Raw genomic sequence first — 15286 nt, 5'->3', positions numbered from 1 at the left:
GGAGATACTGGGTGAATGATTAATGCAAAAACCGAACCCCGCTTTCCCTTGAATGCGGGGTTTTCCTTGTACAAGGGCCTCGGGAAAAATATTTATATTCTCTTTGCCATACGGGTAATCAACCGGTTTGGCGATTTTGTGCAACTTCTCCTGGTTCTGATTTTGACAGGAAAATTTGGGATGGACAGCAAGGCAACAGGACTTTTCATTACCTTTGTCTTGATTTGCACTTCAATTGGACAGCTTGCAGGTGGCGAAATAGCGGATAGGTTTCCCCGTAAGCGTGTCCTTGCCTTTTGTCAGGGTATGGTTTCTGTCTGTTACCTAGCCTGCTCCTTTGCAATCGGCAGTTCCCATTCGAACCTTGTCCCTACCTTGATCCTTGTCTGTTCCCCCTTTCGGGGAGCTACCTCCCCGGTTTCAAATACCATGGTTGCAGATTTTACTTCCGAAGCCGACCGTGGTCGTGCGTTTTCACTGCTCTATCTGGGAACGAATATCGGGGTTGCCCTTGGTCCTATGGCGGCTGCGTTTTTATATGCCCGTTCGTTGCCCCTTTTGTTTGGCGGTTCAGCCTTTTTGATTGCCCTCTCCACCTTGATGCTGGTATTGCAGATTCCACTGGTTAAGGTAGAGGCTTTCCAGTCTGAAAAACAGGAAGTGAAAACACATTTTCTCAAGGAGTTGCTTAAGAAACCCGCTATTGTGTGGTATCTGGTTTTCTTTGTACTGTATTGCTTTGCCTACGAACAGAACAGCTTTGCCCTTCCCTTGCAATTCTCCTCTCTCTTTGGAGTAAACACAGGGGCTGCCCGGTTTGGATATCTTATGACAGTGAATGCTTTGACGGTTTTGGCCCTTACCCCAGTGATTACCAGGCTTACCGATCATCGCCATCAGTTGAAAAACATGCGTCTTGCCATGTGGTTCTATGTTGTTGGATTTGGGATGTATGCAGTATGTAGCGACTATATGCTATTGTTGTTCGCAACGTTTATCTGGACCATAGGGGAAATATTGGTTGCTACGAATGGCAATGTTTTTCTCAACGCGTATGCACCGGTTCGTTATAGGGCAAGGTTTAATGCTGTCTCCATTACTGCTGGTGGCCTGGGGCATGCTTTGGGCCCTAGTCTTGGGGCTTTGTTGCTTGGAAAAGGTAACTATTCACTTCTCTGGGGCGTGATGTCTGGAATTTGTCTCTTTCTTGTTTTTTGTTATTTCCAAATGGATCGTAGATTTGGTGCGCAAAAAAAAGGATAGGTTCCAAGAATCAAGGGCAAAACCAATCCGCCAAGGTTGCAATCGAAAGCCTATTGGTTTATCATTCTTCCTTGGAATTGGCTTAGTTCAATTTTAGTTTTTGCAAAGTGTGGCCCCCATGGGTCTCATCAAATATTGTTTTATGGAGTGTCAAAATGGGTAACAAAAAAATGGTTACTATTGACGGAAACACCGCTGCCGCGCATATTGCCTATGCGTTCAGCGAAGTAGCCGCAATCTATCCTATCACCCCCTCTTCGCCGATGGGCGAATATGCAGATTCCTGGGCCAGCACTGGCAGAGAGAACCTGTGGGGCAAAAAGGTAGAGATCATGGAAATGCAATCTGAAGCAGGTGCCGCCGGTGCTGTACACGGTGCTCTCGCTGCAGGTGCTCTCACTACGACTTTTACTGCCAGCCAAGGTTTGCTTCTGATGATTCCTAACATGCACAAGATTGCGGGTGAGATGATCCCAACCGTTTTCCATGTGTCTGCCAGGTCCCTCGCTGCTCAGTCCCTGTCCATTTTCGGTGACCATTCTGATGTAATGTCTTGTCGTAATACCGGTTTTGCAATGACTGCAGCCTCAAGCATCCAGGAGACCATGGATTTGGCTCTTGTTGCCCACCTTGCAACTTTGGAAAGCCAGGTTCCGTTCCTCAGTTTCTTTGATGGTTTCCGTACCTCCCATGAAATCCAGAAGGTCGAGGAAATCTCCTATGACGACATCCGTCCCCTTGTAAACGAGGAATACATTCTTCGCTTCCGCGAAAGAGCCCAGCGTCCTGAGCAACCCAAGATCAAGGTTGCCGCCCAGAACGAAGACGTTTACTTCCAGGGTCGTGAGACTGTCAACCCGTACTATGAAGTAGTTCCTGCAATAGTTCAGAAGTACATGGATCAGGTCGCAACCGTTACCGGTCGTGCCTATCACTTGTTCGACTATGTCGGCGATCCAAACGCTACCGATGTCGTAATTGTCATGGGCAGTGGTGCAGATACCATGGAATGGGCAAGTGAATACATCAACAAGAAGGGTGGAAAGACCGGTGTCCTGAAAATCCGTCTCTATCGTCCGTTCAGTGTTGATCATTTCATTGCAGCTCTTCCTGAGTCGACCAAGCGCATTGCCGTGCTTGACCGTACCAAAGAACCCGGAAGCATCGGCGAACCCCTCTATCTCGATATCGTAACTGCTCTCAGCCAGGCTGGCCGCACCGGTATCAAGGTAATTGGCGGTCGTTTCGGCCTCAGCAGCAAGGATTTCACTCCTTCCCATGCAAAGGCTGTCTATGATCATCTCAGCGGTGCTGCTTTCAACAATTTCACCGTCGGTATCAACGACGATGTAACCAACCGTTCGATTCCAGTAAATGAACAGATTGACGTTTCTCCCGCCGGAGTTGTTTCCTGCATGTTCTGGGGTCTTGGCTCTGACGGTACTGTCGGTGCAAACAAGAACTCCATCAAGATCATCGGCGACAATACCGACCAGAATGCACAGGCTTATTTCGCATATGACTCCAAGAAGTCCGGTGGTATCACAATCAGTCACCTCCGCTTCGGTAAGAGTTCCTTGGACATGCCGTGGTTGATCGACAATGCAGACTTTGTCGCCTGTCACAATCCAGCCTATATCGGGCGTTACGACATGCTTGGTCCTTTGAAGAAGAATGGTGTATTCCTTTTGAACAGCCAGATTCCTTCCGATGAGGTATTCGAGCACTTGACTCGTGAGATGCAGGAACAGATTATCAGCAAGAAAATCCGTTTCTATAACATCGATGCACTGGCCATTGCAGAAAATGCCGGTCTGGGTTCCCGTATCAACACGGTTATGCAGGCAGCATTCTTCAAAATCAGCGAAATCCTTCCTGAACAGGAAGCTATCGACTTGATCAAGAAGTACATCAAGAAGACCTTCCTCAAGAAGGGCGAAGAAATCGTCAAGAAGAACTGGGCAGCTGTAGATGGCGCAAGCGATGCTTTGCACCAGGTTGTTATTCCAGCTCAGATTACCAAAAGCTTCGTGCCTAAGGCTCTGCTTCCTTCCGATGCCTCTGATTTTGCAAAAGATATCATGGAACCCATCATGCACCTCAAGGGCAATGATATTCCTGTTTCCAAGATGTCTTTCGATGGTACCCTGCCTACCGGTACTGCAAAGTACGAGAAGCGCGGTGTAGCACCGTTCATTCCTCATTGGATTGCAGAAAACTGTATCCAGTGTAACCAGTGTGTACAGTCCTGCCCACACGCTGCAATCCGCGCAAAGCAGATTGATCCCGCAGATCTCGCCGGTGCACCTGAGACTTTCAATACACTCAAGTCAAACACCAAGAATGACCGCGGTCTGCTTTTCAAGATTCAGGTTTACACTGAAGACTGCCAGGGTTGTGGTGTCTGCGTAGAGACTTGTCCTGCAAAGAACAAGGCTTTGGAGTTGAGCCCGATTGCCGAAGAAAGAGAGAAGGGTGAGACAATCAACTCTGAATTCTTCGAACAGTTGCCGTATGATGTACTTGACGGTACCCTCGAAACTTCAATCAAGGGTCTCCAGTTCAAGCAGCCGCTGTTTGAGTTCTCCGGTGCCTGTGCCGGTTGTGGTGAAACCCCGTATGTCAAGATGGTATCGCAGATTTGCGGTGACCGGATGATTGTTGCAAACGCAACTGGTTGTTCCTCCATCTATAGCGGTACCTTCCCCTCCATTCCTTATACTACCCGTACCTCTGATGGTCGTGGTCCAGCATGGGGAAACAGTCTTTTCGAGGACAACGCCGAGTATGGTCTTGGTATGAGGCTTGCTGTAGACAGCAACCGCAACCAGTTGAAGATCTATATCAACCGTTTGTTTGCCCTTGGAACCACTGCTGCGTTGAAGTCTGCCATCGAGAAATCTCTTACTCTCTGGGCTGAGTCTTCCGATGCTGCCGTACAGGCACAGAAAGAAGTTCAGGCTTTGCTTCCCGATGCTCTGGCAGCTGCAAAGACTGCCGAGGAAAAAGAAGTACTGGGCAAGATTGTCGAACTGAAGGATTACTTCTCCGACAAGACAGTCTTTATCATCGGTGGTGACGGTTGGGCTTACGATATCGGATACGGTGGTGTTGACCATGTTGTCGCTTCCGGCAAGAACGTAAACATTCTGGTGCTCGACACCGAGGTTTACTCCAACACCGGCGGACAGGCTTCAAAGGCAACCCCGATTGCAGCAGTTGCAAAGTTTGCAAATGCAGGCAAGCAGATTGGCAAGAAGAACATGGGCTTCATGTGCATGACCTACGGACATGCTTATGTTGCATCCATTTCCTTGGGCGCCAACAGGGCTCATGCCCAGAAGGCTCTGCAGGAAGCTATCGCATGGAACGGTCCTTCGATCGTATTCTGCTATGCTCCTTGTATCAACCACGGAATGAACATGCGTTTCAGCCAGGTCGAAGAGAAGAAGGCTGTTGACGCAGGTTACTGGCCGATGTATCGCTTCAACCCTGCCATGGAAGAAGGCAAGAAGTTTGCATGGGACACCAAGCCTGCTACTTCCTCATTCCAGGACTTCATCAAGGGCGAGGTTCGCTATACTTCATTGTATAAGACAAACCCCGAACATGCTGATGAGTTGTTTGCAAAAGCTGAGGAAGATGCCAAGAACCGCATGAGTTTCTACGAGAAGCTTGGTCCTCTTATGTAAACCATGATTTGGCTGGTTCTCCGGCCAAATAGTGTCTGATTCTAACCAAAGGGTCTTTCCGTAAGGAAGGGCCCTTTATATGGTATGGGGCAAAGTCGTAAGAAAAAGAGAAAGGGATGACTCCATTCTACAAGCAGGATGTCGTATAATCTGAGTATGGAAGCACAATTGATTACCATCGGGCCAGATGGAGAGTTCAGAACCATACAAGAGGGCCTCGATGCAAAGAAAGGGGAGTTGTCCCCGTTGGTTTTTTTTCTCCAACCAGGGGTTTACCGTGAAAAATTGTATATTGATCACCCAGATGTAACAATCAGGGGCGATTCAGAGGATACAACCAGCATTGTGTACGGCGATAGTGCTTCCTCTCTTTGTGGTGGGGTGCCCATGGGCACTTTTGCAAGTGCAACCGTAACAGTATCAGCACCTGGCTTTCGTGCCGAGCATATTACGATTGCCAATGACTTCGATTATCCCATGCACAGGAAAGAAAGCGATAGGGATTTTGGAAAAATCACAGGGTTGCAGGCTGTTGCGCTACGAACGACAGGCTTTTCTGACTGTGTATACCTTTCCCATTGTCGGTTTCTGGGGTATCAGGATACTTTGTTCCTTGACCATGGGTCGCATCAAATCGATTCCTGTACCATTGAAGGACTGGTTGATTTCATTTTTGGTTCTGGAAGCTGCCTGTTTCTCCATTGTTTGGTTGTCTCAAGGGGGAAAGGCTATATCTGCGCTCCCTCCACAAAAAGCGGTGATCTGGGTTTTCTGTTTTATTGCTGTCGGTTCGTATGTGCCGATACAGGGGTTCCCCTTTCTTCTGTCTACCTGGGAAGGCCTTGGCATCCCAAGGCAGACCCTTCCCTGGTTCCCTGTGCAGTTCTTGTTGATTGCTTTCTCGATGGACACATCTGCTTTGAAGGTTGGACTTCGATGCATGCAAACTGTGCAGACGGAAGCCAGATAGAGTTTACGCCAAGTCAGTCAAAATTCTTTGAATCGCACAGTTATGGTCCTGGATCTGTTGCCTCTCCGATTCCACCTCGAGTATCGATTGCCAAAGAACAGTTGCCATCTGTTTTGGGCCTGCAGTCTCCTTATTGGATTTCCTTATGTAAAAGATTGAAGGTATTTTGACCTACTGTAAACAAATCCATTCACTTGCCAGTGGGTTTTCAGTTGAAGGTTTTTTTTCTTTTTCCCCTGACTATCCAAAAAAAACCAAGAATATCCGAAAAAATTTGCATGTACGGTTTGCTAAGGTCATGCAAAACTTAGCATAGAGAAAATCCATTTAGGAGGATTACATGAAAAAATTCGCTATTGTTACGTGTCTGGCACTCACGCTCGTAATGCCGGTCTTTGCCCAAGGGCAGAGTGAAAGCAGCACTGTTTCGATCGGGTGTGCTATCTACAAGTTTGATGACACCTTCATGACTGGTGTAAAGAATGCAATCGTTGCAGCAGCAGCGACAACCGATGCAAAGGTTGATGTTGTAGACTCAATGAACATCCAGGCCACCCAGAATGAAAAGGTTGACCTTTTTATTACCAAGGGTGTAAAAGCTATGCAGATCAACCCCGTTGACCGCACTGCTGCCGGTGTTATCATCGACAAGGCAAAAAAGGCCAGCATTCCTGTAGTATTCTTCAATCGTGAACCACTTGCCGAAGATATGGCAAAATGGGACAAGGTATATTATGTTGGTGCAAAGGCTGAAGAGTCAGGTACCATGAGTGGTCAGATTATTGCTGATTACTGGAAAGCCAATCAAGCTACCATGGACCGCAATGGTGATGGAGTTCTCCAGTATGTCATGCTCAAAGGCGAACCCGGACACCAGGATGCAGAGCTTCGCACCGAATATTCCATCAAGTGCCTCAAGGACAATGGAATGAAGGTCGAGAAACTTGCTGAAGATACTGGTATGTGGGACCGTGTAAAGGGCCAAGAGAAAATGGCTGCTTTCATCGCTTCACAGGGCGACAAGATTGAAGCTGTATTTGCAAATAACGACGACATGGCCCTCGGTGCCATCGAAGCCCTCAAGGCTGCCGGTTATTTCAAAGATGGTAAATTCATGCCTGTCGTAGGTGTTGATGCTACCGCTCCTGCTCTCCAGGCTCTCGAAGAAGGCACTTTGCTCGGAACCGTATTGAACGATGCGAACAACCAGGGCCGTGCAACCTTCATGCTTTCCTATGATCTGGCCAAAGGCAAGACCCCGACTTCTGCTTCTATCGGTTACACCATTACCGATGGCAAGTATGTATGGGTTCCCTACCAGAAGGTCACCAAAGAAAACTACAAGCAGTTTAAATAGGGCTGGTTGGATGTAAATTCTCCCTCCGGGTTCTAGAAAAATCCGGGGGGTTTCTTTCGAAGAAGTGCACTGGTGTTCCGGTGCCGCCAAGGAACTGTATGTACATATTAGAAATGAACCATGTTTCCAAATCCTTTCCCGGTGTTAAGGCTTTGGATGATGTTACCCTGAAAGTGAGACCGGGAACGGTACATGCACTCATGGGCGAGAACGGTGCCGGAAAATCTACGCTCATGAAATGTCTGTTTGGCTTATATTCGATGGATCAAGGTGAAATCCTTTTCAACGAACAACCGGTCAAGATTGAAAGCGTAAAAGAGGCTTTGCATCTTGGTATTTCTATGATTCACCAGGAATTGCATTCGATTCCGTATCGATCTGTCATGGAAAATATCTGGCTTGGCAGATTCCCCCGCATAGGAGGGAAGAATAGCCCTTTTGTCGACCATGCGCTGATGTATAAGAAAACCGAGGAATTGCTCAAGGAGCTCAACCTCACCATCAAACCGGAAGACAAACTTCGCATGCTTTCAGTCTCCAAAGCTCAGAGTGTCGAGATAGCAAAAGCTGTCTCCTATGCTTCGAAAATAATCATTATGGATGAACCGAGTTCTTCCTTGACGGAAAACGAAGTCGCCCATTTGTTTACTATTATCCGTGCGCTGAAAGCGCGTGGGGTCGCTATCATTTATATCTCCCATAAGATGGAAGAAATCCTCCAGATTTCCGACGAAGTGACCATCATGCGAGATGGAAAGTACGTTGGTACCTGGGCAGCCAGTGAACTGACTACGGCAATGATTATCAAAAAGATGGTCGGCCGAGACCTTACCCATCGCTTTCCTCTGCGAGAATCGAAGATCGGAGAAGAATTGCTGCGGATTGATAATTATACCTCCCCGAACCCAAGAAGTTTCCAGAATGTTTCCATGACATTGCACCGTGGAGAGATTCTCGGTATCGGAGGCCTTGTAGGGGCCCAGCGTACAGAAGTTATGGAAGCCGTCTTCGGTCTTCGTCTGCACAGTGAAGGGCATCTGTATGTAAAGGGTGAAGAAAAAACCTGTAATAGCGCCTATGAGGGGAAAAAGCTCGGAATGGCCCTGCTTACCGAAGAAAGACGTGCAACGGGAATTTTCCCGGTCCTTTCCGTACAGGAAAACCTTCTCATAGCCAATATGTCCTCATATGTAAATAAAGCCCGGCTACTTACCAGTTCGCGTATGACTGCCGATGTAAAGAAAAGCCTCAAGGAGCTGGATGTAAAAACCCCTTCGGCAAAGACGCTTATCAAGAGTCTGAGCGGGGGAAACCAGCAGAAGGTCCTGATTGCCCGTTGGTTGCTTACGACCCCTGATATCCTCATTCTGGATGAACCTACCAGAGGTATTGATGTCGGGGCAAAATATGAGATCTACGTAATCATGTCCGCCTTGGCAGCCCAAGGGAAAGGGGTGATTATGATCAGTTCTGAAATGCCGGAATTGATTGGAATGACTGATAGGATTGTTGTGATGAGCGAAGGGCGTGTCGCAGGCACGGTGGATAGCAAGAAGACCAACCAGGAAGAAATAATGCAACTGGCGACGAAATATGTCGGCTAGGTGAGGAGTCAATATGAGCAGTAACAGTATTACGAATGAAAATATGGTGAGCGACAAGAAAACGCTCAGGCAATTTGCCATGGAAAAAGCTATTTTCCTGGTTCTTTTGCTTTTAGTCATTGTCATTGCAATAATCAACCCTAGGATTCTGAGCATGCGGGTTGTGCGTGATATCTTGATGATGAGTTCGACGAAAATCATCATGGCCTTGGGCATGATGTTTGTCATCTTGACCGGTGGTGTTGACCTTGGCGGTGGCCGTATGGTTGGCATGGCAGCTGTTATTTCAGCTTCCTTCTTACAGAATCCTGACTATGTAAGGCGTTTCTATCCTGAGATGGGGCAGATTTCAATCTTTATTCCCATTTTGATTGCTGTTATGGTCGGTACGCTCTTTGGGATGCTGAACGGAATGATTGTTGCAAAATTCAAGGTACCTGCATTCATTGCAACCCTTTCCTCTATGTTGATTATTTATGGTGTGACTTCCATTTATTTCAATATGCCTCCAAACAATAGCCAGCCTATCGGAGGATTGAGGAACGATTTCACATTCCTTGGTTCCGGTTCGATTGGTTTTATTCCGGTTATATGTATCTTTGCAGCGGTTGTTGCTGTCATTGTATGGGTTATTCTCAACAAGACGGTATTTGGCAAGAACATTTATGCAGTAGGAGGAAACCCTGAGGCAGCGGCAGTTTCTGGTATCAATATTACCAAAACGCTGGTCGGGCTTTTTGGGCTTTGCGGTGGTCTTATTGCTTTCTCGGGTGTCCTAGAAGCTGCGAGAACCGGTGGAGCTACAAACAACTACGGAAACGGCTATGAGCTTGATGCCATTGCCTCTTGCGTTGTCGGTGGTGTCTCTACCACAGGTGGTGTGGGAACGGTAAGCGGTGTAATAGCCGGTGTTATCATCTTCTCCTTCATCAACTACGGTTTGACGTTTATCGGCATCAATCCGTACTGGCAGAACATTATCAAGGGCTTGATCATCGTATCTGCAGTTTCCTTTGATATCCGCAAATACGTACAGAAGAAATAGTTCCTATTTTAAAATTGCATGGTATAGAGGCTATCGCCAAAAGCGATGGCCTCTTTCTGTTAAAGAACGGTATTCTTCATTTCAAGGTTACAGAAGGTTTTTCCGATTCAGTTCAGCGACTGGAACAAGAGCCTCTGGTGTTCTTCGCTAAACATTGTCTGTTTGGTGACCAAAGCGTAATCTACCAGCTTCTCAATGGGTTTTTTACCGTTGAGAAGATCTATTGCCGCCTTTACCGAACGATATCCCATGTTAAAGGTGTTTACCACAACCAGTGCATCGATTGTATTGTTCTCAAGTAGTTGTATTTCATACTGGGTTGTACCCAAGGCAATGAAACGAACTTTGCTATTTTCACCAAGGGCATCTATTGCCCCATGTGCGGTGTTTTCCTCCAAGGCAAAAATTACGTTTACAGAGGGATCATCCCCGATGGTTTTCTGCGTTATTTTCCTCGCGATTGATTCATCGGTGAAGCTATAGGTTGCATAGCGGATAGTTGCCTTGTCGTTTTCCCCGAAAGCTTCAACAAGTCCTTCAACCATGTTTGTCATTGCCGTAGTATTGGGAAGAGATCCGAGTACCATTGCATTGATGGGCTCATCCGCATCAAAGAGGGAGAATGCATGGTAACCCATTTTTTTGCCGATTGCATGATAATCGGCAGTAACTGAAAAATCGCCAAGCCTGTTTTTGAGGGATGTGTCCGCAAGCACCACCTCGATGCCCTTTGCCTGCGCCTTCCGCACGACTTCTTCCAGCTTTGTACTGTGACTCGGGGTCAATACGATGGCATCGAACTTTTGGGTAATGGCTTTCTCTACACAGGCAATCTGTTCCTCATAGTCTGATTCGTTTACCGGGGCGAAAAATTCCAAAACCGCACCGGTTTCTGTTCTGGCATTCCTGGCTCCGTTCTTGACTTCTCCCCAGAACTCTCCTCCCTGCATCATGGTTATTACCGCAATGCGATAAGGGTTATCCCGTTCATTTCGCTTCTCGCATCCTGAAAAGAAAAGGACAAGGAGAAAGAATATACAAAGATAACTGAGTGCTTTTTTATTCATTTCTTTTCCACCTTGATTTGGGAAAGAGGATTTCCTTCAGGAATGACGATGTTGACCAGAGTCCCTACATCCATTTCGCTTGAGATTTCAAGACCGAAATCAGAGCCATAATAGAGTTGAACCCTCTGATGTACATTCTTGACGCCGATGCCGCTTCCATCGGGGAGATGACTTGCCGAGAATCTGAGGATGTTATCCAGTGTTTCTTCATCCATCCCAATGCCATTGTCTCGAATCTGAATGAGTATTGCCCCAGGTTTTCTCCTTGACACTGTAATATCAATATGACCCATCTCCTGTAAGTATTTGATTCCATGATAGATTGCATTTTCCACAATCGGCTGGATGATCAACTTGATGGTAGGAAGTTTCTCCAAATCTTCAGGGAGGTCAATGGAAAACTCGAATTTCCCCTGGTAACGGGTTTGCTGGATGATCAAATAATTGCGGACATGCTCGATTTCTTCGGCGAGAGTGATGATATCATGTCCCTTGCTAATGGAAATACGAAAGAGTTTTGCCAAGGCAGTAATCATTTTTATGACACCCTCAGTATTTCCCTGTTCAGCCATCCAGACGACCGAATCGAGGGTGTTGTAGAGAAAATGAGGGTTGATCTTCGCTTGCAGGGCATCAAGTTCGAATTTTCTCTTCATTTCCTGTGATTTTACAATGTCGTCCATCAGTTGCCTGATTCTTTGGATCATCATGCCAAAGGATAGGGAGAGGGCTGCCACTTCTTTGTTTCCCCCGACGTGGGGAGGTGCTGACAGATTCCCGTTTTCAACGGAAAGCATCAATTTTTCCAGTTGTTTTATTGGCCTGCTGATCCAAGAGGAAACCACCCTTGCCAGTAAAATGGTGACGATAATACAGAAAAGAACGAGGAATATCATGACGGAGGTAAACTGCTCCAAACCACTCATCAACTCATCCATGAAGGCCACCCCTACGATTCTCCATCTGCAATTGTTGACGGTGTCGATGATAGTCAGTCTTTCCCGGCCTTCGAAATTGCTGGTAAAGGTCCCGAAAATATGGTTGTTTACAGCCTCTAGGTCTTCATTGAAGATATTGGAATTGATGAGTTGTTGAAGGGGGTGATAGACAATTTTGCCGTTGTTATCGATAAAATACACATAACCCGTATTCCCTAGTTTGGCACTCTGGCACAGCTCGCTTACTGCCGAGAAGTTCATGTCGATGAGTAGAAGGCCTTGACCAAGTTCCCCATCTTGTTTGGTATAGCTGATCTGCTGGCTGTAGGTGATAACCCAAGGATATTGGCTTGGGAACAGTTGTTGCACGTGAGGACCTGTGAAATAGAAGTTTCCCTCTCCCCCGATTGCCCTGGTGAACCATTGTTGTGAGCTGATATCCTTGGCATCCCTGAACGGGGCCTGGGAGGTACTGAACAGTTTGTTTCCTTCCATATCAAACAGGATGAGAGATACGATATCCTGGCGGCTTGCAAGGATTGATTTGAGTTTGCCCTCGATGGTATCTGTCGAATACTGGGTAGTCTGTTTTGCCAGTTCGCGCGCATATCCTGATACTGTAATGATATCGTTAATATAATAGCTGAGGTTTGCGTTAACCTGCCGGACAATTTCACGAGTTGATACTGTTGCATTCTCCCTGATTGTGTTGGAGAATTCATGGTACAGTATAGTAGCTATAAGTAATGTGAATGAGATAGAAACGACGGCAATTGCCACCGTTACAATAGTTTTTATGCTCCTGTCCTGTTGGCTCTTATGCATGGGCCTACCTATGACTCTGCCGATACTGTGAGGGTGAGACACCTTCATATCGTTTGAAGCAGAAACTAAAATAATTTGGTTCTGCAAAACCTACTGCACGGGCTATTTCATAGGTTTTTTCCTCAGTTCTTTCCAAGAGCTCTTTAGCCCGGGATATTCTGGTATTGGTGAGATACTGGACAAAGGAAACGCCCGTTTCCCGTTTGAAGGTCGTGCTGAAATAGGCAGGGCTTACAGCAATCATGTCGCAGACTTGGTCCAGGCCAAACCCAGATTCCTGAAAATGGGTGCCAATAAGGGACTTTGCCTGTTCAACGAATTGAATATGGGAATTCTGCCTCTGTCCACTGATTACCTTGTGAATCGTGCAGGCAAGACGGGAAAACCAACGCCGGGCTTTTCCCAGTGTAGTGAGTGTTCCTAGTTCAGAGAAAATATTTATCGGATCCTGTTCTTCATTGAGAGATGATAGGGAATAGCCATAATTTGAAACCAATTCGTTGAGTGAAGCTATGATTTCAAGTATATAGGATTGCAATCCTTCTGCAGTAAGACCTGCTGCCTGTTCCCCGAATAGTTTGTCAATGTTTGCAATGACCTGTTCTTCGGTTCCCATTTTTACCGATGCTATGAACGTGCTGCAAAGAGATTCAAAATTGGTTTTGTTCAGCTCTGCATTGGGTTTTTCCAGATCATTGATAAAAAGAATATGTTGCTCTGGGTAAAAGGTACTGTAATTCAAAGCCGCCAAGGCTTGTCTATAGGACAATGCAATTGCAGAAGGGGAATGCTCCAAGGTGCCCAGCCCTATGGTTATGGGTATCGAGAAATATTTACTCAGATACGCATACAGCTGTTCTGCAAGCCTAAAGGCTTTTTTCAGGAAAACAGAATCATACTGTTTTTGGGAAAAACTGTTATCCGTTATAATTGCTATGATTTGGTTTTCGAACTGGAAGACGAGTGGGCCTTTTTCTTTTAGTAGTACTTCCTCAGTGACCTGAAGCATGGCCATGGTCTGTAACGGTGATTCTTCCTGTTTGTGTTCTGTTTCAAAGGTTGCTACGATGAATTCATCACCACTCAGGTCAATGCCATATTCCTGTGCCTTTGCAATTGCGGAATCTTCGGAGACCTTCTGGACCGAGGTAAGCAGGGAAACCAGGAATTTTTCCTTGATCAGGGGGAGCGCTTGTTTATAGGCGTTTTGCAACCGGTCCTGGTCCTGCATCCTGATGATGTCTTCGTCAAGACGTTTTGCCGTACGTTCCAAAAGGTTGCAGAGGTCTTCGACCGATACCGGTTTGAGGACATATTCGCTCACATCGTATCTGATGGCCTGCTGGGCATAGGTAAACTCATCATATCCGCTAAGGATAATGATGTTAATCGGGGGATACGAGTATCTGATTTGTTTGATAAGCTCCATCCCATCGAGGTAGGGCATCCTGATATCGGTTATGACGACATCAGGATGAAACTCATCAATGATTTCAAGGGCTTCGATGCCGTTCCCGGCTTCTCCTATGACGGTAAATCCATAACGTTCCCAAGGGGTTCTCGCACGTATCCCCTCACGTACTGGGGTTTCGTCATCCACTAGTAGTATTTTGTAAGGCATATTGTACATGGTAGTATGAAAAACGCCAGCATGCAAGGAAATCCAAAGTCCTTTACCTGTCTGTCCAAGTATCGAACATCAGCTTGGTGGATCGGTTCATTTCTTCCATGAAAGAGCTTGTGTGTTTTCTGAAATAATAATAGTCAGCTATCGAACCTGTATTGGAAAAAGGCAGGCTGTTCGTCTTCCTTCTGTTCTCTTCATGGGAAGCAAAATCCTGTTTCAATTGCTCTAAATGGGGTTCCCTGTAGTGATTTTCCATGAAGATTGCATTTTCGGGACATCTTGCGGTAAGTTTCAGGTTTCCCTGGTTCTTTTTGTATCCAAATATAACCATGCATGCAGGAATGGTAAATTTTCCCAAATGCAAAAGCGTCTTTGTTTGCTCAAAATTTTCCAGGATATCGCCGATATAGCAGGAGCCAATATCCAGCGACTCGGCTGCGATAACAGCTGTCTGGGCAGCGATGATAGCATCCTGCAAACAGAGGTGCAGATCCCCCAATCCTGGGGCTCTCCAGCTGGCGGTTTTTTCTTTTTCACCACGGGCTCTCGATCCACCTTCCTCATAGTAATTGACCCACTTTTGCATATCGGCAAGAAAAATCCAGACCATGGGGGCTTTTGCAATCATGTCTTGGTTGTCGCAGAGCTTTGCCAATGTTTCTTTTTCTGTAGCATCGGTGACATCGATGACTGAGTAGAGAGCCATATTCCCTGCACTAGGTGAGCGAAGGGTTGCTTCCTTGATGGCTCGTATGTCTTCTTTTGTGATTTCCCTTTCCTGGAAGGATCGTACAGTCCTTCTGTTTGCTAGCATATCCAACATATTGTTCATGAGGGAATTATAATCTCCATCTTCATCCAATGCCAAGATGAAGATATACAAAGCTGATGAGTTAGT

Annotated in this window: 10 protein-coding genes; 6 read left to right on the top strand and 4 right to left on the bottom strand. The window is 46.4% G+C overall.

Features of this window, described 5'->3' with window-relative positions; translation table 11 throughout:
* Positions 1–15 precede the first annotated feature (15 nt).
* The 6 genes from SPIGRAPES_RS09230 to mglC all read left to right on the top strand — a co-directional run bounded on the left by SPIGRAPES_RS09230 (position 16) and on the right by mglC (position 9931).
* Entirely contained in the window at positions 16–1263 is a 1248-nt protein-coding gene (locus SPIGRAPES_RS09230) for an MFS transporter (protein ID WP_014270495.1), read from the top strand.
* A gap of 155 nt (positions 1264–1418) precedes the next feature.
* Complete coding sequence (gene nifJ / locus SPIGRAPES_RS09225) at positions 1419–4955, top strand: pyruvate:ferredoxin (flavodoxin) oxidoreductase (RefSeq protein WP_014270494.1); 3537 nt, start codon at positions 1419–1421, stop codon at positions 4953–4955.
* A gap of 156 nt (positions 4956–5111) precedes the next feature.
* The gene (locus SPIGRAPES_RS09220) at positions 5112–6095 is read left to right on the top strand and encodes a pectinesterase family protein (protein ID WP_014270493.1); all 984 of its coding nucleotides are present in this window, start codon (positions 5112–5114) and stop codon (positions 6093–6095) included.
* A gap of 170 nt (positions 6096–6265) precedes the next feature.
* On the top strand, positions 6266–7282 hold the full coding sequence (locus SPIGRAPES_RS09215; protein ID WP_014270492.1) for a galactose ABC transporter substrate-binding protein: 1017 nt from the start codon (positions 6266–6268) through the stop codon (positions 7280–7282).
* Between the two features lie 98 nt (positions 7283–7380).
* Complete coding sequence (locus tag SPIGRAPES_RS09210; RefSeq protein WP_014270491.1) at positions 7381–8886, top strand: sugar ABC transporter ATP-binding protein; 1506 nt, start codon at positions 7381–7383, stop codon at positions 8884–8886.
* 13 nt (positions 8887–8899) lie between these two features.
* Positions 8900–9931: a galactose/methyl galactoside ABC transporter permease MglC gene (mglC, locus tag SPIGRAPES_RS09205; protein ID WP_014270490.1), complete on the top strand. Its 1032-nt coding sequence runs from the start codon at positions 8900–8902 to the stop codon at positions 9929–9931.
* Between the two features lie 107 nt (positions 9932–10038).
* Here mglC and SPIGRAPES_RS09200 read toward each other — a convergent pair whose 3' ends face one another.
* Genes SPIGRAPES_RS09200 through SPIGRAPES_RS09185 form a run of 4 tightly spaced genes read right to left on the bottom strand, consistent with a single transcriptional unit; the run spans position 10039 to position 15220 of the window.
* Positions 10039–10998, bottom strand: a complete 960-nt coding sequence (locus SPIGRAPES_RS09200) for a substrate-binding domain-containing protein (RefSeq protein WP_014270489.1) — start codon at positions 10996–10998, stop codon at positions 10039–10041.
* Positions 10995–12761, bottom strand: a complete 1767-nt coding sequence (locus tag SPIGRAPES_RS09195; protein WP_014270488.1) for a cache domain-containing sensor histidine kinase — start codon at positions 12759–12761, stop codon at positions 10995–10997. The genes SPIGRAPES_RS09200 and SPIGRAPES_RS09195 overlap by 4 nt, the downstream gene beginning before the upstream one ends.
* Before the next feature lie 4 nt (positions 12762–12765).
* The gene (locus tag SPIGRAPES_RS09190) at positions 12766–14382 is read right to left on the bottom strand and encodes a response regulator (RefSeq protein ID WP_050805807.1); all 1617 of its coding nucleotides are present in this window, start codon (positions 14380–14382) and stop codon (positions 12766–12768) included.
* Positions 14383–14434: 52 nt separating this feature from the next.
* Entirely contained in the window at positions 14435–15220 is a 786-nt protein-coding gene (locus SPIGRAPES_RS09185; RefSeq protein ID WP_041384570.1) for a nitroreductase family protein, read from the bottom strand.
* Between the last annotated feature and the right edge of the window lie 66 nt (positions 15221–15286).

The organism is Sphaerochaeta pleomorpha str. Grapes, assembly GCF_000236685.1.
In the GTDB taxonomy this organism is placed as follows: domain Bacteria; phylum Spirochaetota; class Spirochaetia; order Sphaerochaetales; family Sphaerochaetaceae; genus Sphaerochaeta; species Sphaerochaeta pleomorpha.
This window is presented reverse-complemented; position numbering and strand designations above follow the sequence as displayed.